Consider the following 21,801-nt stretch of genomic DNA (forward strand, 5'->3'; position numbering starts at 1 on the left):
GACAGACGTGGTTTGAAACCACGGCGACCAAGAACAACGAAGAAAAAGCGATCGCCGCGGTCACGTCGTCCAAGGGAGGAGATAGCTCATGAAACGCTTGTTTCTGGGAGTAGTCGCCGTTGCCCTGATCGCTTCGGCGTTTGTTGGATCCACCACTGCAGTCATGGCGCAGACGAAGGTGCTGAAGATGCAGGCCACATGGCCGGCGTCGCTTACGCTCTATGACAACTTCACCTACTTCGCCGAGCGGGTGAACAAGCTGTCGGCCGGCGCGCTGAAGATCGAGGCGATGCCCGCTGGTCAGGTCGTGCCGGCGTTCGAGGTGCTGGATGCGACCCACAAAAAGGTACTCGACGGAGCGCATGCGTGGGCCGGCTACTGGACCGGCAAGAACAAGACCGCGATCCTTTTCACCGGCGGCCCCGGCGGCACATTCGGCATGGACTTCATGGACGTGATGGGCTGGCTCTATCACGGCGGCGGCCTCGATCTGTACAACGAGTTCTATCAGAAGGAGCTCAAGCTCAACGTGGTCGTGTTCCCCATCCTGCCTGCAGGGCCGCAGGCGTTCGGCTGGTTCAAGAAGCCGATCCAGACGGTTGAGGACATGAAGGGCATGAAATGCCGCCAGACCGGCATGGCCGGCGAAGTGTGGCAGGCTCTCGGCTTCACGGTGGTCAACATGCCCGGTGGCGAAATCATTCCCTCAGCGCAGCGAGGCGTGATCGACTGCGCGGAATGGGTCGGCGGCATCGAGGACCTGCAGCTCGGCTTCCACAACGTCTGGAAGTATCATTATTCGCCCGGCTTGCATGAAAACGTCACGATCGGCGAAATCGTGATCAACGGCGATGTGTGGAAGGAGCTCAGCGCGCAGCATCAGGAGATCATCAAGTCGGCGGCCAACGAGACATTCCTCGTCTGGTGGACCAAGTGGCAGCGCCAGAACGCCGATGCGCTGATTGAGATGCAGCAGAAGCACGGCGTACAGATCCTGCGCACGCCGACCGAGATCCTGCTGGCCTTCATCAAGAAGTGGGACGAGATCGCGGCGGCGGAGGGCGCCAAGAACCCGTTCTTCAAGAAGGTGCACGACTCCCAGAAGGCCTATGCCAGCGCCGTGGTGCCGTACAAGCGGTCCTATTTCCCGCCGTACTCCTTCATGGCGAACTACTACTTCCCCGTCGAGAAATAGGGCTTCGTCCGAGGGCGGCCGATTCGACCGCCCTCCATTGATGCGACTCATGCGGCCGGCTTGCGTCGTGCCGTAGTGCGCCGCCCGAACGGTCGGTGGGAGGGGGAGGGATGGCAGAGATGACGGGCAGGCAGCCGCCGGCGCTCCTGGCCATGATCAGGATCATCGACGGCTTCACGGACCGGACCGGCACGATCATCTCGTGGCTGTCGGTGCCGCTCGTTCTGGCCGTCGCCTACGAGGTTACAGCGCGCTACCTGTTCAACGCGCCGACCATTTGGGCCTACGACGCAACCTACATGCTCTACGGCTCGCTGTTCATGCTCGGCGCCGCTTACGCGCTGCACAAGGGCGCTCATATCCGCACCGACTTCTTCTGGGAGAAGTTCTCGATCCGCAGGAAGGGGTGGATCGATACGATCTCCTACATCGTCTTCTTCTTTCCGAGCCTGATCATGCTGTTGCTGATCAGCTGGAACGAATTTCACTACGCCTGGGAGATCAACGAGACTTCGGACCAGACGCCGTGGCGGCCCGTGCTGTGGCCGTTCAAGTTCGTCGTACCGCTCGCCTGCCTCCTGCTGCTGATCCAGGGCGTGTCCGAACTGATCAAGAGCATCTACATGGCGCGGACCGGCGTCGAACTCGAGCACAAGGAGAAGGTCGAGATATGACCGCAGAAGCGCTCATCGGCCTCGTCATGCTTCTGGTCCTGCTTGGCGCGATCTTCATCGGCGTGCCGATCTCGTTCACGTTGCTGTTTCTCGCTTTTTCGTTCGGCTACTGGGGCATGGGCGGGACGGTCTTCGAACTTGGCTACTTCCAGACCATCGGCATGATGAAGGAGGAACTGCTGGCCGCCGTGCCGCTGTTCATCTTCATGGGCTTCATCACCGAGCAGGCTGGACTCATGGAGCGCTTATTTACGGCGTTCCGGATGCTACTTGCGCCGGTGCGCGGCGCACTCTTCCTCGTCGTGATCCTGACTTCGACCGTGTTCGCGATGGCGACAGGCATCGTCGGCGCAGCCGTTACTGTGCTTGGCATCATGGCCTCGCCGATCATGACGAAGGCCGGTTATGACGCCAAGCTTTCAGCGGGCACCATCACGGCGGGCGGCACACTCGGCATTCTCATTCCCCCGTCGGTGATGCTGATCGTGATGGGGCCAGTGCTCGGGGTATCGGTCGCCGATCTCTATGCCGCAGCCTTTGGGCCGGGCTTCCTGCTGGCCGGCCTCTACATCGCCTATCTGATGGGCCGCGCCTTCATGAACCCCAAACTCGGACCGCCGGTGCCAATCGACGAGCGAATCTACTCTTTGGGGTACATTGCGCGCGAGGTCATCGTCGGAACGCTGCCGCTGCTCGGGCTCATCACGGCGACGCTCGGCTCGATCATCGGGGGGCTAGCGACGCCGACGGAGGCCGCCGGCATCGGCAGCGTCGGCGCGCTGATCCTGGCCATCGCATATGGCAGGTTCTCGCTCAGCGGACTGCAGCGGGCGCTGACCTCGACGATGGCGACCTCAAGCATGGTCCTGCTGCTGGCGGTCACGTCGAACATTTTTGGTGCGGTGTTCGCTCGCCTCGGCTCTGCGAACTGGATCACCGAGACCATGCTCGGCCTCCAGTTGCCGCCAAGCCTCATGCTGATTGTCGTGCTCCTCCTCATTTTCCTGCTCGGTTGGCCGTTTGAGTGGCCAGCCATCATCCTGGTGTTCCTGCCGATCTTCTATCCCGTCGTGAAGGGCATGGGCATCGACCTCATATGGTTCGGAGCATTGGTTGCGGTGGTGCTGCAGACCGCATTCCTGTCGCCGCCGGTCGCCAGGTCGGCGTATTATCTCAAGCAGGTGGTCAAGGGCTGGAGTCTCGCGACGATTTACGCCGGCATGTTCCAGTTCATGATCCTGCAGGTGATCTGCGTCGGGCTGATGATCGCTTTCCCCGGTATTGCGACCTGGTTCCCGCATACGCTGCACGAAGCATCCCGCAGTCAGGTCATCCCGGAGGAGCACAAGCGAATCCTGGAACAGCAGAAGCTGGCACCGTCCCTGGAGGACGATGACTGGCTGACACCAAAAAAGAAGTAGCCGGCTCGTTGTGCGTCGTAGACGAGGTCGACCATGCGATGCTCGAACCAGCATCAGCTTGCGGCCGCGGAAGTATGTCGCGGGGATCACGCCGGTGCGTGCCGCCGCGAATGCGGGCGCTCTTCCAAGTGTCGAGTTTGAGGTAGCTAGGTAGCGCGCACTCACGGGGAAGTCGCGGCGAGATACCCGCCCCGGCTCCTGGGGGGCTTGGGGGTTCGGAAGGCCAAGACGAATATCTCGACGCAGACCCGCCAGTCCCATACCGGGAGAGCCCGAGCATAGGGGCGACACATGAAACCAAAGAAGTTTCCCTGCCGCTATTGTCCCAACGGACACAGGCCGGACCCGAGGGCGCCCCTCGCGGTATCACGACCAATCGATCGGATTGTAATGCAGTCGACGGCGATCCATTTCCTCGCGCAGCCGTTCTGCGTATTCCTTTACGCCGGGACCGGCAAAGCGATACCTGCCGCCCGCTCGCTGATCCAGCTCGACCTGCTGCCGGACATTTTCATAGAAAGCCAAAAGCCGCTCGTCCTTCATTTGCGAAAAATTCATCGTCAAGCCCAACCCCTCGGCCATATCGGAAAAGAGCGATGGGGGGCTGGTTCCGCCTTAGCCACGTTGACCTAGATCAAACTTCGCCTCGCGGTCCCGGCGTTCGCTGCCGGGCATGACCGCTGAGCCTACGAGCGGCCTCGGCCGAAATTTACGTGCTCTCGGAGTTTGCCAGGCCTGATCGGCCTGAAACCGTCTGAAACATAGATGTCAGGAGGCAAAAATGAGCCGCGGAATGCCATCGATGACTGCGCTCCTTGGGATGCTCGCCCTTGCGGGATATCAAAATCGCGACAAGCTCGCGGAAATATTCAGCGGTGCTGTGGGGTCGCTTTCCAAACCCGAAGGCGGCGGACAGCCGCGGGCGCAGAGTGACGTGCTGAGCAACATGCTGGGCAGCGCGGGAGTCGGAGGCCTACTTGGCGGCGGCCTCGGCGAACTGTTCGAGCAATTCAAGAAGAACGGCCAAGGCGAGGCTGCGGAATCGTGGATCGGCCCCGGCCCCAACAAGGAGATTTCGCCGCCCGAGCTCAAGCAAGCCATCGGTCAGGATGTTTTGGCGACGCTGGCGCAGCAGACGGGGCTTTCGCAAGAAGAGCTTCTCGCCCGACTTTCGCGGGAACTGCCATCAGCCGTCGACAAATACACGCCGGACGGTCGTCTACCTTCGCGCGACGCTTAATTCACCGTGCACAGGGAATTGGTAAGATGAGCATCATCTGGACCATCATTATCGGATTTTTGGCGGGCGTCGTTGCAAAGTTCATCATGCCTGGAAGCAATGAGCCGTCGGGGTTCATTATGACGACCATTCTGGGCATCGTAGGCGCGTTCGTTGCGTCCTATCTCGGGCAAGCTCTCGGATGGTACAAGGCGGGCGAGGGGGCCGGATTCATTGGTGCTGTCGTCGGGGCGATCATCGTGCTGGCGATCTATGGGTTCTTCGCGGGAAAGCAGCGAGCGGCTTGAACTCGATGCCGCGTTATCGGCGGGAGAGACCAGCGTTCACTTCCGCACGATCGAGCCGGCGCGCCCGACCAGGCGCGCCAGTTGCTTGAAGCGGCTGCCGACGCGGTCGGCGACAAGGTCGACCATGCGATGCTCGAACACCAGCATCAGCTTGCGGCCCTGGGTGCGGAAATGCGTCGCGGGTAACACGCCGGTGCGCGCCGCCGAGATCAGGTGCGCGACGCGGAAGGCGGCGCCGAGAAGCCGCGCGCGTTCGTCCATCGCCGGCGGCACCAGCTCGCGGATGCGCTCCGGCGGCTCGTTCTCCTCGCTGAGGCCGGCATAGCGATAAAATACCGACAGCGCGACGAAGGCGCGGCCCTGATGGCTGATCGAGCCGAAATTGCCGTTGGTGATCAGGCTCAGCGTCTCCTCGCCGCGATGATCGGGATGCACCCGCCAGCCGATGTCGGAGAGCAGGCAGGCGGCATGGCGCAGCCGTCGGTCTTCGTCGGTCTCGCGCAGCTTTACGACACGCACCAGCCTGTCGGTCCAAGCGACCAGTTCCTCGGCGTGGCGAGCCGAGCGCGACAGCAGCCCGTTCAGGGTTTGCGCGGCGCAGATAAAACCGTCCTTGGCGCGCTCCTGTTGCGGCAGCATCTCGTAGAGCAGGCCTTCGCGCACGCCGAAGGTCGAGAACACGATTTCCTTCGGCCGGCCGATGCGGATGATGTATTCGAGCACCAGCGCCGCATAGGTCAGCAGCGGACGCCGGGCGTCGGCGACCACTTCGATATCGGCGAGCATGTTGGCGGCCGCGAGCCGGCGCAGGCGCCGGGCGAAATCGAGCGCGTCGGCGGCAGGTATCGAATAGCCGTGCATCACGCGCAGCGGGTAGCCGCTCTGGACGATGTGGATGCGCGCCAGTGCGCGCCAGGTGCCGCCGACGGCATAGAAGGTGCGGCCGTGGGCGGCTTTGAGCTGGGCGACGCCGGACAGATCGTCGCGCACGATGCGCTCGGCGCGCTTCAACGATTTGTCAGACAGATCCTGCAGCGCGAGGCTTCCCAGCGGCAGCGTGACGCCGCCGTGGACGCGGCTCTTCTGAACGTCGATCAGTTCGAGCGAACCGCCGCCGAGATCGCCGACGATGCCGTCGGGATTGTGGATGCCGGAGACGACGCCGAGCGCGGAGAGCTTTGCCTCGCGCGGTCCCGACAGGATTTGAATCGGAGTGCCGCAGATGCGCTCGGCCTTGGCGATGAAGTCAGGACCGTTCTTGGCGTCGCGGCAGGCGGCGGTGGCGATGGCGAAGACGCGCCCCACCTGCTGGATGCGGCACAGCGCCCGGAATCGCCTGAGCGCCGTCAGCGCCTTGGTGACGGCGTCCTCGGCCATCAAGCCGGTGCTCTGCACCTCGCGGCCGAGCCCGCACAGCGCCTTCTCGTTGAATATGGTGACGAGGCTGCGCGCCATCGTCTCATAGACGACGAGACGAACCGAGTTCGAACCGATGTCGATGACGGCGACGCTGGAAGCGCGCTTTCGCGGCCGCTTCACAGCCGCGGCCCCTTATGACGATGGTTGGCGCTCGTTACGGCGCGTGAGCCGGCGCGGCGAAGATTCCTTGAGAGACTTTCCACGACCAGACAGGCTCGGATTCGTCATGAAGTAATTGTGCAAGTTGAACGGCTCTTCGCCTTTCGCGGCCTTCATACGCGTTGAGGACCCGTCCGGCAACAACTGCCAGCTCTGCTCGGTATCCTTCAGGTTCGCGACCATGATCTGTTCGAGAACCTGCTGATGTACCGTGGGATTTTGCAATGGACAGAGCACTTCGACGCGGCGGTCGAGGTTCCGCGGCATCATGTCGGCGGACGAGATATACACAGCCGCCTTCGGGCCAGGCAGGCCCTGACCCATACCAAAGCAGTAGATTCGGCCGTGCTCCAGGAAGCGGCCGATCACCGATTTGACGCGAATATTGTCCGATAGCCCGGGCAGTCCCGGCCGCAGGCAGCAGATGCCGCGCACCACCAGTTCGATCGAGACGCCAGCCTGCGAGGCTTCGTACAGCGCGTCGATGATGTCGGGGTCGACGAGCGAGTTCATCTTCATCCAGATCGCGCCGGGCTTGCCGTGCCTGGCGTGATTGGTCTCGCCCTTGATGTGCTCGATGATGCGCTTGCGCAGCGTCAGCGGCGACACCGCCATCCGCTCGATGTCGCTCGGCTCGGCATAGCCGGTGATGTAGTTGAACACCCGCGCCGCATCGCGGCCGATGATCGGGTCCGAGGTGAAGTAGGAGAGGTCGGTGTAGATGCGTGCGGTGACCGGGTGATAATTGCCGGTGCCGGTGTGCACATAGGTCGTGAGGCTGCCGCCCTCGCGCCGCACCACCATCGACAGCTTGGCGTGCGTCTTCAGTTCGAGGAAGCCGTACACGACCTGAACGCCGGCGCGTTCGAGGTCGCGCGCCCAGCGGATATTGGCTTCCTCGTCGAAGCGCGCCTTCAGCTCGATCAACGCCGTCACCGATTTGCCGGCTTCCGCAGCCTCGGCAAGCGCGCGCACGATCGGCGAATTGTTCGAGGTGCGGTAGAGCGTCTGCTTGATGGCGACGACATCGGGATCGCGCGCCGCCTGCTGCAGGAACTGCACGACGACGTCGAAGGATTCGTAGGGGTGATGGACGATCAGGTCCTTCTGCCGGATCGCGGCGAAGATGTCGCCGCCATGGTCGCGCACCCGCTCGGGATGCCGCGGCACATAGGGCGTGAATTCGAGGTCGGGCCGGTCGAGCCGCGTGAGCTGCGAGAGCTCGTTCATCGCCAGCACGCCGTCGACCAGAAACACCTCGTCGTCCGCCGCCGAAAGCGCCTGCCGTACGAAGGCGCACAGCGCTTCCGGCATCTTGGCTTCCATCTCCAGCCGGATCACCGAACCGCGCCGCCGCCGCTTCAGCGCGGTCTCGAACAGGCGCACCAAGTCCTCGGCCTCTTCCTCGATTTCGAGTTCGGAGTCCCTGATGATGCGGAAGGCGCCCTGGCCCTTGACGGTGTAGCCCGGGAACAGCCGGCCGATGAACAGGCCGGTGGCCTGCTCCAGCGGGATCAGGTGAACGGCGCCGTCCTTGCCCGCGGGCATGCGGATGAAGCGGTCGATCTTGCCGGGCATGCGGATCAGCGCGTTCATCGCCTTGCCGTCGGAGGTCCGCGACAATTGCAGCGCGATGGTGAAGCCCAGGCTCGGGATGAACGGGAAGGGGTGCGCGGGATCGATCGCCAGCGGCGTCAGCAGCGGGAAGATGTTGTGGAGGAAATGATCCTCGAGCCAGCTCCGCTCTGCCTTGGTGAAGTCGTGGCCGTCGACCAGCTTGATGCCGGCGTCCGACAGCGTGGTGCGCAGATCGCGCCAGATCGCCTGCTGGTCGGAGGCGAGTTCCGAAACCGTCTTGTTGATGAGGGCGAGCTGCTCGGACGGCGTCAGGCCATCCGGGCTGCGTTCGGCGATGCCTTCGCGGACCTGTGCCTTGATACCGGCGACGCGGACCATGAAGAACTCATCAAGGTTATTGGCGGAAATCGACAGGAACCGCACCCGTTCCAGCACGGGATGGCCGGGATTGACCGATTCCTCGAGCACCCGGCGGTTGAAATGCAGCCAGGATAGTTCCCGATTGATGAAGCGCTCGGGGCTGGTGGCAATCGCGGGAGGCGCCTCGGCGGCTGGTTCTTTTTCTTTAATATCAATAACTTGAGCCGATTCCATAAGGCTTTGATCCATCTCGGGCTGGGCGCCGGCATTGTTTAAGCGAATGCCGCCCAAACCATGTGATAATCCGATGACGTTTCAATGACATTGATGTTCCGCCCGCAGCCGCCGTCAAGGCGGCAGGACGCAGCACGCACCCCACGCCGTTCAGGCGTTGCGTAGCACTTCCACGGCCAGCGCCCGGGTCACGGGACGGCCGAGCCGCAGCGCCTCGGTGTCCAGGAGTTCGATGGCCCGGCGGGCAGCGGCGTAGGAGCGCTCGATCCGGGTGGCCAGATAGCTCACGACCGTCTCGTCGATGCTCAACTGGCGGTCGGCGCAGAATTTGACGATCAGGCCGCGAAACAACAGGTCGTCCGGCGGCAACAGCGACACGGCGGGGGCGGCGCGCAGCCGCGACCGGAGATCGCGCAATTCGATCTCGAACGAAGCCGGCGGAACGCGAGCCGTGATCAGGATGAAAGCCCCGTCCTCGCGCGCCAGATTCAGGAGGTGAAATATCGCGCGTTCATCGAAGTCTGATGGCTTCAGATCTTCGACCACCAATGCCCCGGTCGTGAGCGCGCCGGGAACGGAGGCGGGGTCAAGCGCATGCGCCGATATCGAGCGCGCGCCGGCCTGTTCGGCCCAGATCGCTGCAAGATGGCTCTTGCCGGAGCCCTCCGGTCCCATCAGCACCATGACGCGGTTCGGCCAATCCGGCCAGCTTTCGATCAGCGATAGCGCGGCTTCATTGGAAGGCCCTTCCAGGAAATTGTCGCGGGTCAGGCTCTCCGCATGCGGCAACGAGAACGCAAGCTGACGAGGTTGAACGCGAACTGCCACGCAAATCTCCAGGCCGGGATATTGCAGCCTTCATAGCGTTTTCGAGCGAAATGGCTACGGGTTCGAAGAAAACGCATCAAATAAAAGACGAAGCTAGCGCGCTTCGATCGTACTCATGTGCCGTACCCACTCGACGAGATAGAGCGAGACGGATACCAGCGTAAAGACGGTTACGAATCCCATCAGGATCACGTCGTACGGCGCCGGCTTGAAGTTGAACCCGAGCGAGGCCAGCACCAGCGCCGCGAACGCTACCTGCGCCACCGTGTTGAGCTTCGACACCATCAGGGGTTTCATCGGAATCGGTTTGTCGAACAGCCATGACACGATTACCGCCGTGACGATCATGATGTCGCGCGACACCACGAGGATGACGAGCCAGCGCGGAACCGCACCCCAGATGCCGAGCGCCACGAAGATCGAAACCAGCAGCGCCTTGTCGGCGAGCGGGTCGAGCAGGGCGCCGAGCTCGCTCGACATGTTGAAGCGCTTGGCGAGAAAGCCGTCGACGGCGTCGCTGACGCCTGCAATGACGAAGATCGCAAACGCAATTTCCATCTGGCTGGAAACGATCGCCCAGACGATGACGGGCACCAGAATGATGCGCCCCAGCGTAATGATATTCGGAATACTCAACTCGGTCGCTTCCCGGCTCCCGGCCTTAGATCCGGCCCCTGGCGGGTTCAGCCGGCTCTTATCTACATAGTATATGCGCCAAGCGCTTGCGAGCCATTGCAGGATCGCTGAATTCCTCGTAACCAGCGGTCATCATACTGGAATTTGGGCATGAACGACCGCAAAAACGGGCTGACTTACGCGGATTCGGGGGTCGATATCGACGCGGGCAACCGTCTGGTCGACCTCATCAAGCCGATGGTGCGCGCCACGGCCCGGGCCGGTGCGGACGCCGAAATCGGCGGATTCGGCGGCCTGTTCGACCTCAAGGCGGCCGGGTTCAAGGATCCCGTCCTGGTGGCGGCGACCGATGGCGTCGGGACCAAGGTCAAGATTGCGATCGAGACCGGGCTGCATGGCGGCATCGGCATCGACCTGGTGGCGATGTCGGTCAATGACCTCGTGGTGCAGGGCGCGGAACCGCTGTTCTTCCTCGACTATTTTGCCTGCGGCAAGCTGGATCCCGAGGCCGCGGCGGCCATCGTGGCCGGCGTCGCCGAGGGTTGCCGGGAATCAGGCTGCGCCCTGATCGGCGGTGAGACCGCGGAAATGCCGGGGCTCTACAAGGACGGGGATTACGACCTCGCAGGCTTTGCGGTCGGGGCCGCCGAGCGCGGTACGCTGCTGCCGAGCGCGGATATCGCCGTGGGCGACGCCGTGATCGGGCTGGCCTCGTCAGGCGTTCACTCCAATGGTTTTTCGCTGGTCCGCAAGATCGTCGAGCAATCCCGCGTGGCTTTCGATGCGCCGGCGCCGTTCTCGCCGGTGATGACGCTCGGCGGCGCGCTGCTGGCCCCGACGCGGCTCTATGTCAAATCCTGCCTGCGCGCGATCCGCGAGACCGGCGCGATCAAGGGCCTCGCCCACATCACCGGCGGCGGCTTCACCGACAACATCCCGCGCGTGCTGCCGAAGCATCTTGGCGTCGGCATCGACCTGGCGCGGCTGCCGGTACTGCCGGTGTTCAAGTGGCTCGCCGAGCAGGGCGGTATCGCTGAGCTCGAATTGCTACGCACCTTCAACTGCGGCATCGGCATGATCGCGATCGTCAAGCCGGATGCGGTCGAGAAGGTGACGGAGATCCTCACCGAAAGCGGCGAGACCGTTGCCTTGCTCGGCGAAGTGATCCCGGCGGCGGGCGAACATCGCGTGGTCTATAACGGCCATCTCGACCTCGCCCCATGAAGCGCCGTGTCGCCATCCTGATCTCCGGGCGCGGGTCGAACATGGCCGCGCTGATCGACGCGGCAAAAGCTGCGGACTTTCCGGCCGAGATCGTCGCCGTCATCTCCAACCGCACCGATGCGCTGGGGCTGGAGAGGGCAGCCGCGAACGGCATCCCGACTGTGGTCATCGAGAGCAAGCCGTTCGGCAAGGATCGCGCCGGCTTCGAAGCGGTCCTGCAGCGGGCGCTGGACGAGAAGAAGGTCGAACTGATCTGCCTCGGCGGCTTCATGCGGCTGTTCACCGCGGAGTTCGTGCAGCGCTGGTATGGCAAGATGCTCAACATCCATCCCTCGCTGCTGCCGTCCTTCCCGGGCCTCGATCCGCACGGCCAGGCGCTCAAGGCCGGCGTGAAGCTCTCGGGCGCTACCGTGCATTTTGTCATTCCCGAAACCGACGCCGGCCCGATCGTGATGCAGGGCGCGGTGGAGGTGGCCGATGACGATACGCCGGAGGCGCTGTCACAGCGCATTCTCGGCATCGAGCATCGCATCTATCCCGAGGCGCTGCGTTTGCTGGCGAGCGGCAAGCTTCGCCTCGAAGGCGACATCTGCAGGACCGCCGGCGGGGCCGACCGCGACGGCACCCTGATTTCGCCGCGGACGATCTGATATTATCTGCCGGGGCAGGCGAACGAGCGCGAGAGCCGCGCTCCGCTAGGATATATCGAGGTTCCATGATCACGCTCTATGGCTCCGGCCCCAATTTTGGCCTTCCCGACGCAAGCCCCTTCGTGACCAAGGCCGAGACCTTGCTGCGGATGTCGAAGCTGCCGTTCGAAAAGGCGCTGATGAGTTTTTCCAAGGCGCCGAAGGGCAAGATTCCCTACATCGAGGACGACGGCCAGTTGCTCGGCGACTCCACGCTGATCCGCTGGCACCTCGAAAAGAAATACGGAATTGATTTCGACCAGGGCCTCAGCGCCGAGCAACTCGCGGTCGCCTGGGCGTTCGAGAAGATGGCGGAGGATAATTTATACTGGGCCAGCGTCTACTTCCGCTGGATGATCGACGACAATTTCCGCAAAGGTCCGGTCAACTTCTTCAAGGGCGTGCCTGCGCCGGTCCGGCCTGTCGTCGTTTCGATGATCCGCCGCCGCCTGCGCAAGACGCTGCACGGCCAGGGAATCGGCCGTCACTCCGCCGACGAGATCACGGCGATCGGAATCCGCTCGATCGATGCGATGGCGGCCTATCTTGGCGACAAGCCGTTCTTCATGGGAAAGGAACCCACCGGCATCGACGCGACGATGTTTGCCTTCGCGGTCAGCGCGATCTGTCCGCTGTTCGAATCGGAATTGCAGCGGGCGGCGGCGGGCCACGACAATTTGCGGCGCTATGTCAGCCGGATGACTGCGCGATTCTATCCGGAACTCCGCGAGATCGCGGGATGCGAGGCGGCGGCCTGAAGGCTGGAAACAGAAACCCCCGGCAAAGCCGGGGGTAGTCAGTGTGGACGAAGTCTTAGGTGACCTTGAGATTTTCCGCTGATGTCTTGCCGCGGTTTTCGACAAGGTCGTACTCAATGTGCTGGTTCTCGTTGAGAGTGGTGAGCCCCGCGCGCTCGACGGCCGAGATGTGGACGAATACGTCCTTCTCGCCGACCGCCGGCTTGATGAACCCATACCCCTTGGTGGGGTTGAACCACTTGACGCTGCCTTTCTGCATCGCCTGTCTCCAAGTTTAGACTAGATACAAAAAAGACGCGGCCACGTTTTCCACGTGCCACGCCACAAACGGGCTCCCCGGTAGCTGCTAGATTTCCTGCTCGCGAAACGCACAGACGAACGGCCTGAATCCGATTGTGCTTCGGATTGCAACACGAAATTTGGGCATTCGCAAGGTTCTGGCACACACTGGCAACTTGGTCACGATGTCGCGCGAGCTGTGGCAGCCGAACAACAATGACGCGTATTCAGTGACGGGCTGGGTGGCTGACCGATTGACCCTTTGGGTGAACCGGGTGCAAATCGCTGCAGTTGATCGGGATTTTTGCATTTTTCGGGCCGCGCTTCTGCCCTTGGGAATTGGATTGCATGCGCTGCTCATGGCGGCTTTGGCGGGCACGAAGAAGGGGGGCCTGTCGCGCGCTCGCCCGGCTGCTCGCGATGGCGTTCGTTCTGGTCGCCGTGATGTCGACGGCGCAGGCGCAATCGCCGACACCCACGCCCACCCCGACACCCACGCCTTCGCCGACGCCGAGCCCGACACCGACGGTGATCAACTCGACGGTCTCGTCCGGCGCGGCGCTGACCAATCTCGGCAGCAATTTCCTGGAGCGGCTGGGCAACCAGTCGAGCAACGGCTTCAACCGCCTGCAGCGGACCAATCCGGGCGGCGGCGGCGCCTCCGAGAGCACGGAAGCGCCGCGCTACCGGACCTGGTTCGAGGCTTACGGGAACTCGACGAGGAACGGCGCGGTCGGCGATTTCGTCGGCGACAAGAGAAAGACCTGGGGCGGCGTGGCCGGCATCGGGGCGCGGGTGGCGCCGGGCATCAATATCGGCTTCTCGGTCGATCAGAGCCGGTCATCGATCGACATTCCGCTGGCGCTGCAATCGGCGACGATCGACCTGACCCAGCTCGGTTTCACCGCCTCCGTCGACAGCGGGCCGTGGACCTGGGCCAGCGCGGTGGTGCACGGCTTTGGCAATGTCAATTCGCGCCGCGACACCGGCCTTGGGCTGGCGACCGCCGGATACAATGCGCGGCTCGACGGTGTCCTGAGCGAGATCAGCTATTACTGGTCCAAGGACCAGGGCCGCATCGTGCCGAAGGGCGCGTTCGAATATGTCCGCGCCCAGACCGGGGCGCTGCAGGAGATCGGCGGCCTCGATCCCGTAGCGGCGACCGGCGCCACCGTGCAGCGTGCGCGGCTCCTGATCGGCGCAGAGATCGGCCATTACTGGATCTTCGACAGCAAGATTCTCGACCTGTCGGGCTACGGCAAGTTCGTCGACAATGTCGTGCAGAATTTCTCCGACATCACGGTCAGCCAGGGCGTGCAGAGCATTACGTTCCAGGGCATTGGCGAGAGCCGGTACGGCGCCGACGCCGGTGCCTCGGCATCGCTGAGCCTCACCAACACCGCGCGGCTCTACGTCAATTACGACGCCAAAGTCCGCGCCGCGATGCAGTCGCATCAGGGCACGATGGGGATCGAGTTGAAGTGGTGAGAGGGCGCTGAATTCGGGAAACGCGGTCGGCCATCCAGACCAGCCGGTAGTTTCGTTGTTGCCCCTCTCCCCTTGTGGGAGAGGGTGGATCGAATGAGCGATAGCTCATTCGAGACGTGAGAGGTTCTATCCGCGGAGAAAGACCCCTCATCCGGCACGGACTTCGTCCGCGCCACCTTCTCCCACAAGGGNGAAAGCTACATCGCGTAATTCGGCTCTAGGCCCGGTCGACCCTTACGACGCGGCCTTTTTCGATCGCGAGTGCGAGCCTGCCGTGCTTCAGCGCAATCGCCGCCTCGCCGAATAGCTCACGGCGCCAGCCGTGCAGTGCAGGAACGTCGGCGTGGTCGTCGGCGGCGATCTGGTCGAGGTCGTCGACGGTGGCGATCACCTTGCTGGCGACGGCGTGACGCTCCGAGGTCATCCGCAGCAGCACCTTCAGGAGCTCGACGGTCGCTGCGCCGTTCGAATTGCCGCGCGGCTTTTCGATCTTCGGCAGCGTGTAGGGATCGCGGGCGAGGCCGCGCTGGACGGCGGCGATGATGTCGGTGCCCCATTTCGAGCGGTCAAAGCCCTTCGGCAGCGAGCGCAGGCTGGCGAGGCGTTCCAGGGAGGTCGGCGCATGGGTGGCGATGTCGCCGACCGCATCGTCCTTCATGACGCGCGAGCGCGGCACGTCGCGGCTTTGCGCTTCCTGCTCGCGCCAGGCCGCGACTTCCATCAGCACCGCGAGTTCCTTCGGCTTGCGCACCCGGGTCTTGAGCCGCTCCCAGGCGCGCTCGGGGTGGAAATCGTACGTCCTGGGCGAGGTCAGGATTTCCATCTCCTCGCTGACCCAGTCGTTGCGGCCGCGCTTCTTCAGATCGGCGTCCAGCGCCGCAAAGACGTCGCGCAGATGGGTGACGTCGGAGACCGCGTAATGCATCTGCTCGGGCGTCAGCGGGCGGCGCGACCAGTCGGTGAAGCGGTGGGTCTTGTCGGGCCGGTGGCCGGTGACGCGCTCGACGAGCTGGTCATAGGCGATGCTGTCGCCATAACCCAGCACCATGGCCGCGACCTGGGTATCGAAGATCGGGTGCGGAATGGTGCCGGACTGGTGCCAGACGATTTCGATGTCCTGACGGGCGGCGTGGAACACCTTCAGCACCGCCTCGTTCCCCATCAGCTCGAAGAACGGCTTGAGGTCGATCCCGGGCGCCAGCGTGTCGATCACGACAGCCTCGTCCGGGCTCGCCATCTGCACGACGCAGAGCAGGGGATAGTAGGTCGTCTCCCGCAGGAACTCGGTGTCGACCGTGATGACCTTGTGCTGGGCGAGCCGGGAGCAGGCGGCGGCGAGGTCGGAAGTGGTAGTAATCAGATCCATGAACAATCCATGACGCGTCGGACAGGCGTTCTGCCGAAAACGCTGATATGTCAAGGGTGTCGCGATGGATTTGAGCCCTGCATTTGAGCCTGGGCATGGCTTTTTTGCGTCCCAACCGCGGCCGGGTGAGGTCCGGGCAGCCGTTCAGGGCGTCAGGGAGCCCACGGGGTGGAAAACGTCACTCGTAACGGATGTGCCGCGACCGGCGCCGGCCCGACGGGATCGCCAGCACGGCGAGACACAGCGCAATCATCACCATTCCCATGAATCCGAAAGCAAAGGCGTCCATGGCAATTCTCCCACAATAAACCGTTAGAGTTGTGGGGCGCGCGTTGACGGGTTCTTAACAGGTGCGGAGTGCGTCGCCGAATGGTGGATAGGCGCTTAAGGAGTTCGGTTAACGGCAGCGCGTAGGATGGGTAGAGCGCAGCGAAACCCATCAGCCGCGTGCGTCGTATTGATGGGTTTCGCTGCGCGCTCTACCCATCCTACGATTTGCGCGAGTAGCGCAAACTTCGCTTCACGTCCCGCAGAACGTCCGCAGCACGCGCTGATCCGGCAAGGGCGGCTCTGTGTACGCCGCGAACTCCGGCTGGTCCTCGTACGGCTTCGACAGCACCGTCAGCAATTCCTCGAACGGCGCGTAATCGTTGTTGACGGCGGCGGCGATCACGGCTTCGACGCGGTGGTTGCGCGGGATGAAGGCCGGATTGACCGCGCGCATCGCAGCCTTTCGCTCGGCGGCGGATTGCGGCTCCTCCGTCAGGCGCTTTCGCCAGCGTGTCGCCCACTCATCGAACGCGGAGGGATCGGTGAACTGCGCTCTCACGCTATCGTCGTCGGGATCTGCGGCGGCATCGCTCAGGCGGCGGAAGGTGAGGGTGAAGTCGGCCGCATTCTTGGCCATCGCGTCGAGCAGGTCCTGGATCAACGCTTCGTCGCCGTCGCGTTCGGTGAACAGGCCGATCTTCTTGCGCAGGCCGGCCTGATAGGCGGCGGTGAATTTTTCGGCGAAGTCGCCAAGGATGAATTGCGCCTGTTCGATCGCCTTGTCCTGGTCGTCGGAAAACAGCCGCAGCAGGCATTCGGCGAGCCGCGTCAGATTCCACAGCGCGATACGCGGCTGGTTGGCGTAGGCGTAGCGGCCCATCTCGTCGATCGAGGAGAACACCTGCGCGGGGTTGTATTCATCCATGAAGGCGCAGGGGCCGTAGTCGATGGTCTCGCCCGATATGGACGTGTTGTCGGTGTTCATCACGCCATGGATGAAGCCGACCAGAAGCCAGCGCGCGACAAGATCGGCCTGGCGGGCGACGACGCCTTCGAGCAGCGCGTGATAGGGGCGCTCGGCGTTGGCGATATCCGGATAGTGCCTGGCGATGACATGGTCGGCGAGCGCGCGCACGCCGTCGGTGTCGCCGCGGGCGGCGAAGAACTGGAAGGTGCCGACGCGGATGTGGCTTGCGGCGACGCGCGTCAGCACGGCGCCGGGCAGCATGGTCTCGCGCATCACATTCTCGCCCGAGGTCACGGCGGCCAGCGAACGGGTGGTGGGGATGCCCAGCGCAAACATCGCCTCGCTGACGATGTACTCGCGCAGGACCGGGCCGAGCGCGGCGCGGCCGTCGCCCCGGCGCGAGAACGGGGTCGGCCCGCTGCCCTTGAGCTGAATGTCGCGGCGGACGCCGTCCTTGTCGATGACCTCGCCGAGCAGAATGGCCCGGCCGTCGCCGAGCTGGGGCACGAACTGGCCGAACTGGTGGCCGGCATAGGCCATGGCGATCGGGTCGGCGCCCTCAGGCAGGCGCTTTCCGGCGAGGATTTCCGCTCCCTCAGGGCTGTCCAGCAGGTCGGGATCGAGGCCGAGATGGACGGCCAGGGCCCGGTTCAGCTTGATCAGCCGGGGGCTGGCCACGGGCGTCGGTGCCACGCGGGCGAAAAAGTTCGGCGGCAGGGCCGAATAGGTGTTCTGGAACGGGAAATGGACGGTCATGGGCTAAAGATAGGCGCGGGCAGGGAATAGGCAAACGGTTCAGATGCGGTCGTGCCGAAATGGCTGTTTTTGAGCCGAAAACAGCCCCGCCATTGGTTGCCGCCCCCGGCGGTGTCGGGTAAACCCTCCCGCAACTTCGGACCGGCTTTGGCCTCCGATTCTCAGACCTCCGACATCTGCTTTTTGGGACTTCCATGCATCGCTACCGGTCACATACATGCGGCGCGCTCCGCGACAGCGACATTGGGCAGACCGCCCGCCTTTCCGGCTGGTGCCATCGCATCCGCGACCATGGCGGCGTGCTGTTCATCGACCTGCGCGACCATTACGGCATCACCCAGTGCGTGGCCGACCCGGATTCGCCGGCGTTCAAGGAAGTGGAAAAGTTCCGCTCGGAATGGGTGGTGCGGATCGACGGCAAGGTGCGCAAGCGCCCCGAGGGTACCGATAATCCGGAACTGCCGACCGGCGCGGTGGAAGTTTACGTTAGCGAGATCGAGGTGCTGGGACCTGCCGGCGAACTGCCGCTGCCGGTGTTCGGCGAGCAGGAATATCCTGAAGATATCAGGCTCAAGTACCGCTTCCTCGACCTGCGTCGCGAGAAGCTGCACCAGAACATCATGACCCGCGGCGCCATCGTCGATTCCATGCGCAAGCGGATGAAGGAGCAGGGCTTCTTCGAGTTCCAGACCCCGATCCTGACGGCGTCCTCGCCGGAAGGCGCGCGCGACTTCCTGGTGCCCTCGCGCATTCATCCCGGCAAGTTCTATGCGCTGCCGCAGGCGCCGCAGCAGTACAAGCAGCTCTTGATGATGTCGGGCTTCGACCGCTACTTCCAGATCGCGCCGTGCTTCCGCGACGAGGACCCGCGCGCCGACCGTCTGCCGGGCGAGTTCTATCAGCTCGACCTCGAAATGAGCTTTGTCGAGCAGGAGGACGTGTTCGCGGCAGTCGAGCCCGTCATGACCGGCGTGTTCGAGGAATTCGCCAAGGGCAAGCCGGTGACCAAAGGCTGGCCGCGGATTCCATTCGCCGAGGCGCTGAAGAAATACGGCAGCGACAAGCCGGACCTGCGCAACCCGATCGTGATGCAGGACGTCTCCGAGCACTTCCGCGGCTCCGGCTTCAAGGTGTTCGCGCGGATGCTGGAAGACCCGAAGAACCAGGTCTGGGCGATCCCGGGCACCGGCGGCGGCTCACGCGCGTTCTGCGACCGCATGAACTCGTGGGCGCAGGGCGAAGGCCAGCCCGGCCTCGGCTACATCATGTGGCGCGAGGGCGGTGAGGGGGCGGGCCCGCTTGCCAACAACATCGGTGCGGAGCGGACCGCGGCGATCCGCGCGCAGCTCGGCATGAAGGAGGGCGACGCGGCGTTCTTCGTTGCGGGCGACCCGGAAAAATTCTGGAAGTTCTCAGGCCTCGCCCGCACCAAGGTGGGCGAGGAGTTGAACCTGATCGACAAGGATCGGTTCGAACTCGCCTGGATCGTCGACTTCCCGATGTACGAGTACAACGAGGAAGACAAGAAGGTCGACTTCTCGCACAACCCGTTCTCTATGCCGCAGGGCGGCCTCGATGCGCTCAAGGGGCAGGACCCGCTGACCATCAAGGCCTTCCAGTACGACATCACCTGCAACGGCTACGAGATCGCCTCCGGCGGCATCCGCAACCACAAGCCGGAAGCGATGGTGAAGGCGTTCGAGATCGCGGGCTATGGCGAGAAGGATGTCGTCGAGCGTTTCGGCGGCATGTATCGCGCGTTCCAGTACGGCGCCCCGCCACATGGCGGCATGGCGGCCGGCGTCGACCGCATCGTGATGCTGCTCTGCGGCACCACGAATTTGCGCGAGATCTCGCTGTTCCCGATGAACCAGCAGGCCGTGGACCTCCTGATGGGCGCGCCATCGGAGGTCACGACCAAGCAGCTTCGCGAGCTCCATATCCGGCTCAATCTGCCGGACAAGGGCTAGCTCACAGCCCCGTCGAAGCCTCGATCTTGAATTTCGCCAGCGCGAGGAGCGGATCGGTCTTCAGCATCTGGAATAGCTGCATCGCCGGTACCTTGCCGACCGGCGTGAGCTTGATGACCAGCGTTTGTCCCGGGCTTTCGACAAAACGCGCGAGCGCCTGCACGGCGTTCGCGGCATCGGGGTTGGCCGCGGCGACGTCCTGGCTGCTGGCCCTGATGCTTTCGACGATTGCTTGCCGAGCGGCGTCGCGGCCGACGTTCTGGGCGCGGGCGTACTGGACGACCCCGACATCGACGCTGCCGAGATCGCGCACCGTCAGCTCGATTCCGCCGGCCTCGATCTGTGCTGCCGCGCCGATCGCCTGAGCCGCGTTGGCCGAAAAGGTCTGCCGCGGCACATTGGCAAGCATGATCCGCGCCGATGCGTTCAGGAGCCCGCCGAGTTCGAGCTTCGGGACCTCCACGACGAAGCTGCGGGCCGCCTCGGTCCATTCCGCGCCGATATCGCCATCGACCGATAGCTTGTCGAGTCCGGCCGCAATGAGCGGTTTCATCGCGGGATCGGTTGCATCGACCGGCCCGGTTATTTTCGCGGTCAGGCGCGCCTTGCTCGGGATCGGGCCGACGAATTGCCCCCAGTTCACGTCGAAGCCGTCGAGGTTGACGAACTTGCCGGTGTTCTTGAACGGCGCCGTCACACCCTTGATCTCGACGCCCTCAATCAGCGGAAACAGCCCTGCGATCAGTTCGGGCGAGGGCGGCTGTCCGGGGCCGGCGAACTGCGCCGAGATCCGCATGAAGTTGGCGATATCAAGCGATTTTAGTGCGAAGCGTCCAAGCTTGACGGGTCCTTTCGGCGTATTTGCATCAAGGCCTTCAAATGCAAACTCACCGACCTTGCCGTTTTCCAGGTTGAACCTGATCGCCGCGAGCTTGAACGGCCCCTGCGGCGTTTCGGCCGAAAGGCCGCGCATCTCGGCCGTTCCGATCCGCATCCCCTCGTAGATCGCAGCCGCCTTTTCGAGCAGTTCACGCGCCTGCGCGGGCGAAGGCTGCGCGGTTCCCGACGCTTGGAGCATCGCGAGCATCGCCGGAAGTTGCACCCGCGACGGACGTACGCCGACCTCGTCGATCGTCATCGCGTCGATGCGCATGCGAAGTCCGAGCGCGGAAGTCACGCTGTAGGGACCGGCGGTCGTCTTGCCATAGGCCCGGATATAGCGATCGTCGTTCACCTTTTGCGGATCCAGGATGGAAGCGAGCGCGGCGATATCGAAGTCGCTTGTGGCGAGTTTGAGCATTTCGCCGGTCATCTTGTCGTTCTTGCCGGTCTGCTGCGTGTTGACCGTAAAATTGACCCGCTCGATCTGTATGGCCGCGATCTTGCCGGCCTTGATGTCGCGCAGCGCCGTGCCGGAATAGGCGAACTCGCCCGACATGGCTGGGCCGAAGTTGATCGTTCCTGTAAGGCTCGGAGCTTCGACCGAAGTCGCCGAGACGGTTGCGAATTGCTCCAGCACCGATCGATACGCGTCGATGGTCGACGCTGAAGCCTGTGGCTGTTTCAGATTCGCCGGACCGGAGTAATCCTTCATGACGAGCCGCGGCATCTTGTAGATCAGGTTCCCGCCTGCGGGGCCCGTCATACCGAACTCGATGTCCACCGCGTCGATGCTGTCGGCCGAGAACCGGCCCGTATCCGGCTGGCCGACACCCGAGGCGACGACGCTGGCAATCTTCATACTGACCGGCGGCTGGGTGGCCGATTCGGCCTTGATGTCGGCGACGGTGATGGTTCGGCTCTTCAGGTCGAACGACACCTTGCCGTGGCTTGCCTTGCCGCCGCCGGCTCTGAGCTGCTCGAACGCAGCGTCGACCTCGCCCGCGACGCGCTGCTGCGTATAGAACTCGAAGCCGAAGAAGCCGCCCACCGCGATAACGACCGCGGCGACCAGACCCAGCAGTATCTTTACCATTAGTTGTGCTCCGGACGCCGACATCTGC

Annotated in this window: 19 protein-coding genes; 10 read left to right on the forward strand and 9 right to left on the reverse strand. The window is 63.5% G+C overall.

Annotated elements, in window-relative coordinates; all coding sequences use genetic code 11:
• Positions 1 to 88 precede the first annotated feature (88 nt).
• The 3 genes from CQ14_RS10525 (at position 89) to CQ14_RS10535 (ending at position 3,290) form a co-directional block, all read left to right on the forward strand.
• Positions 89 to 1,195: a TRAP transporter substrate-binding protein gene (locus tag CQ14_RS10525; protein ID WP_057857819.1), complete on the forward strand. Its 1,107-nt coding sequence runs from the start codon at positions 89 to 91 to the stop codon at positions 1,193 to 1,195.
• Between the two features lie 110 nt (positions 1,196 to 1,305).
• Positions 1,306 to 1,869 carry a TRAP transporter small permease subunit gene (locus CQ14_RS10530; protein ID WP_057857820.1) on the forward strand — a complete coding sequence of 188 codons (564 nt, stop codon included), beginning with the start codon at positions 1,306 to 1,308 and terminating at the stop codon, positions 1,867 to 1,869.
• Positions 1,866 to 3,290 carry a TRAP transporter large permease gene (locus CQ14_RS10535; protein ID WP_063800331.1) on the forward strand — a complete coding sequence of 475 codons (1,425 nt, stop codon included), beginning with the start codon at positions 1,866 to 1,868 and terminating at the stop codon, positions 3,288 to 3,290. Before CQ14_RS10530 ends, CQ14_RS10535 begins: the two co-directional genes overlap by 4 nt.
• Positions 3,291 to 3,656: 366 nt before the next feature.
• Here the strand turns inward: CQ14_RS10535 and CQ14_RS10540 are convergent, their stop codons facing one another.
• Complete coding sequence (locus CQ14_RS10540) at positions 3,657 to 3,833, reverse strand: hypothetical protein (RefSeq protein ID WP_199805498.1); 177 nt, start codon at positions 3,831 to 3,833, stop codon at positions 3,657 to 3,659.
• A gap of 238 nt (positions 3,834 to 4,071) precedes the next feature.
• On the opposite strand from CQ14_RS10540, the gene CQ14_RS10545 reads away from it, so the two are divergent.
• Entirely contained in the window at positions 4,072 to 4,530 is a 459-nt protein-coding gene (locus tag CQ14_RS10545) for a YidB family protein (RefSeq protein ID WP_057857821.1), read from the forward strand.
• 26 nt (positions 4,531 to 4,556) lie between these two features.
• Positions 4,557 to 4,817, forward strand: coding sequence for a GlsB/YeaQ/YmgE family stress response membrane protein (locus CQ14_RS10550; RefSeq protein WP_057857822.1), 261 nt, complete (start codon positions 4,557 to 4,559; stop codon positions 4,815 to 4,817).
• 36 nt (positions 4,818 to 4,853) lie between these two features.
• On the opposite strand, the gene ppx is transcribed toward CQ14_RS10550, so the two are convergent.
• From ppx to CQ14_RS10570, 4 genes are all read right to left on the reverse strand, one after another.
• Positions 4,854 to 6,356 carry an exopolyphosphatase gene (gene ppx / locus CQ14_RS10555; RefSeq protein ID WP_057857823.1) on the reverse strand — a complete coding sequence of 501 codons (1,503 nt, stop codon included), beginning with the start codon at positions 6,354 to 6,356 and terminating at the stop codon, positions 4,854 to 4,856.
• A 12-nt stretch (positions 6,357 to 6,368) separates the two neighbouring features.
• Entirely contained in the window at positions 6,369 to 8,567 is a 2,199-nt protein-coding gene (locus CQ14_RS10560) for an RNA degradosome polyphosphate kinase (RefSeq protein ID WP_057857824.1), read from the reverse strand.
• 150 nt (positions 8,568 to 8,717) lie between these two features.
• On the reverse strand, positions 8,718 to 9,395 hold the full coding sequence (locus CQ14_RS10565; RefSeq protein WP_057857825.1) for a P-loop NTPase family protein: 678 nt from the start codon (positions 9,393 to 9,395) through the stop codon (positions 8,718 to 8,720).
• 93 nt (positions 9,396 to 9,488) lie between these two features.
• Entirely contained in the window at positions 9,489 to 10,031 is a 543-nt protein-coding gene (locus CQ14_RS10570; RefSeq protein ID WP_028346428.1) for a CDP-alcohol phosphatidyltransferase family protein, read from the reverse strand.
• Between the two features lie 150 nt (positions 10,032 to 10,181).
• Between CQ14_RS10570 and purM the strand changes: the two genes are divergently transcribed.
• From purM to CQ14_RS10585, 3 genes are all read left to right on the forward strand, one after another.
• Complete coding sequence (purM, locus tag CQ14_RS10575; protein WP_057857826.1) at positions 10,182 to 11,255, forward strand: phosphoribosylformylglycinamidine cyclo-ligase; 1,074 nt, start codon at positions 10,182 to 10,184, stop codon at positions 11,253 to 11,255.
• Entirely contained in the window at positions 11,252 to 11,905 is a 654-nt protein-coding gene (gene purN, locus CQ14_RS10580; protein WP_057857827.1) for a phosphoribosylglycinamide formyltransferase, read from the forward strand. The genes purM and purN overlap by 4 nt, the downstream gene beginning before the upstream one ends.
• 65 nt (positions 11,906 to 11,970) lie before the next feature.
• Positions 11,971 to 12,702 carry a glutathione S-transferase family protein gene (locus CQ14_RS10585; protein WP_057857828.1) on the forward strand — a complete coding sequence of 244 codons (732 nt, stop codon included), beginning with the start codon at positions 11,971 to 11,973 and terminating at the stop codon, positions 12,700 to 12,702.
• 55 nt (positions 12,703 to 12,757) lie between these two features.
• Here the strand turns inward: CQ14_RS10585 and CQ14_RS10590 are convergent, their stop codons facing one another.
• Positions 12,758 to 12,961 carry a cold-shock protein gene (locus tag CQ14_RS10590; RefSeq protein WP_057857829.1) on the reverse strand — a complete coding sequence of 68 codons (204 nt, stop codon included), beginning with the start codon at positions 12,959 to 12,961 and terminating at the stop codon, positions 12,758 to 12,760.
• A gap of 368 nt (positions 12,962 to 13,329) precedes the next feature.
• Here CQ14_RS10590 and CQ14_RS10595 point away from each other — a divergent pair, with 368 nt between their 5' ends.
• Complete coding sequence (locus tag CQ14_RS10595) at positions 13,330 to 14,469, forward strand: autotransporter outer membrane beta-barrel domain-containing protein (protein WP_057857830.1); 1,140 nt, start codon at positions 13,330 to 13,332, stop codon at positions 14,467 to 14,469.
• Between the two features lie 217 nt (positions 14,470 to 14,686).
• Here the strand turns inward: CQ14_RS10595 and rnd are convergent, their stop codons facing one another.
• The gene (gene rnd / locus CQ14_RS10600; protein WP_057857831.1) at positions 14,687 to 15,835 is read right to left on the reverse strand and encodes a ribonuclease D; all 1,149 of its coding nucleotides are present in this window, start codon (positions 15,833 to 15,835) and stop codon (positions 14,687 to 14,689) included.
• A gap of 520 nt (positions 15,836 to 16,355) precedes the next feature.
• Positions 16,356 to 17,828 carry a protein adenylyltransferase SelO gene (locus CQ14_RS10605; RefSeq protein ID WP_057857832.1) on the reverse strand — a complete coding sequence of 491 codons (1,473 nt, stop codon included), beginning with the start codon at positions 17,826 to 17,828 and terminating at the stop codon, positions 16,356 to 16,358.
• Positions 17,829 to 18,022: 194 nt separating this feature from the next.
• Between CQ14_RS10605 and aspS the strand changes: the two genes are divergently transcribed.
• Positions 18,023 to 19,798 (forward strand): aspartate--tRNA ligase, encoded by a 1,776-nt coding sequence (gene aspS, locus CQ14_RS10610; protein ID WP_057857833.1) that lies wholly within the window; start codon positions 18,023 to 18,025, stop codon positions 19,796 to 19,798.
• A gap of 1 nt (position 19,799) precedes the next feature.
• On the opposite strand, the gene CQ14_RS10615 is transcribed toward aspS, so the two are convergent.
• Positions 19,800 to 21,773: a hypothetical protein gene (locus CQ14_RS10615; RefSeq protein ID WP_057857834.1), complete on the reverse strand. Its 1,974-nt coding sequence runs from the start codon at positions 21,771 to 21,773 to the stop codon at positions 19,800 to 19,802.
• Between the last annotated feature and the right edge of the window lie 28 nt (positions 21,774 to 21,801).

It is taken from the genome of Bradyrhizobium lablabi (assembly GCF_001440475.1).
GTDB lineage: Bacteria > Pseudomonadota > Alphaproteobacteria > Rhizobiales > Xanthobacteraceae > Bradyrhizobium > Bradyrhizobium lablabi.

Excerpts from the sequence above, each read along its gene's own strand:
- rnd (WP_057857831.1), bottom strand. The coding sequence starts at position 15,835 with ATGGATCTGATTACTACCACTTCCGACCTCGCCGCCGCCTGCTCCCGG.
- CQ14_RS10560 (WP_057857824.1), bottom strand. The coding sequence starts at position 8,567 with ATGGAATCGGCTCAAGTTATTGATATTAAAGAAAAAGAACCAGCCGCC.
- CQ14_RS10535 (WP_063800331.1), top strand. The coding sequence starts at position 1,866 with ATGACCGCAGAAGCGCTCATCGGCCTCGTCATGCTTCTGGTCCTGCTT.
- CQ14_RS10540 (WP_199805498.1), bottom strand. The coding sequence starts at position 3,833 with ATGAAGGACGAGCGGCTTTTGGCTTTCTATGAAAATGTCCGGCAGCAG.
- purN (WP_057857827.1), top strand. The coding sequence starts at position 11,252 with ATGAAGCGCCGTGTCGCCATCCTGATCTCCGGGCGCGGGTCGAACATG.
- CQ14_RS10605 (WP_057857832.1), bottom strand. The coding sequence starts at position 17,828 with ATGACCGTCCATTTCCCGTTCCAGAACACCTATTCGGCCCTGCCGCCG.
- aspS (WP_057857833.1), top strand. The coding sequence starts at position 18,023 with ATGCATCGCTACCGGTCACATACATGCGGCGCGCTCCGCGACAGCGAC.
- CQ14_RS10530 (WP_057857820.1), top strand. The coding sequence starts at position 1,306 with ATGGCAGAGATGACGGGCAGGCAGCCGCCGGCGCTCCTGGCCATGATC.
- CQ14_RS10595 (WP_057857830.1), top strand. The coding sequence starts at position 13,330 with ATGCGCTGCTCATGGCGGCTTTGGCGGGCACGAAGAAGGGGGGCCTGT.
- CQ14_RS10545 (WP_057857821.1), top strand. The coding sequence starts at position 4,072 with ATGAGCCGCGGAATGCCATCGATGACTGCGCTCCTTGGGATGCTCGCC.
- CQ14_RS10590 (WP_057857829.1), bottom strand. The coding sequence starts at position 12,961 with ATGCAGAAAGGCAGCGTCAAGTGGTTCAACCCCACCAAGGGGTATGGG.
- CQ14_RS10585 (WP_057857828.1), top strand. The coding sequence starts at position 11,971 with ATGATCACGCTCTATGGCTCCGGCCCCAATTTTGGCCTTCCCGACGCA.
- CQ14_RS10525 (WP_057857819.1), top strand. The coding sequence starts at position 89 with ATGAAACGCTTGTTTCTGGGAGTAGTCGCCGTTGCCCTGATCGCTTCG.
- CQ14_RS10615 (WP_057857834.1), bottom strand. The coding sequence starts at position 21,773 with ATGGTAAAGATACTGCTGGGTCTGGTCGCCGCGGTCGTTATCGCGGTG.
- purM (WP_057857826.1), top strand. The coding sequence starts at position 10,182 with ATGAACGACCGCAAAAACGGGCTGACTTACGCGGATTCGGGGGTCGAT.
- CQ14_RS10550 (WP_057857822.1), top strand. The coding sequence starts at position 4,557 with ATGAGCATCATCTGGACCATCATTATCGGATTTTTGGCGGGCGTCGTT.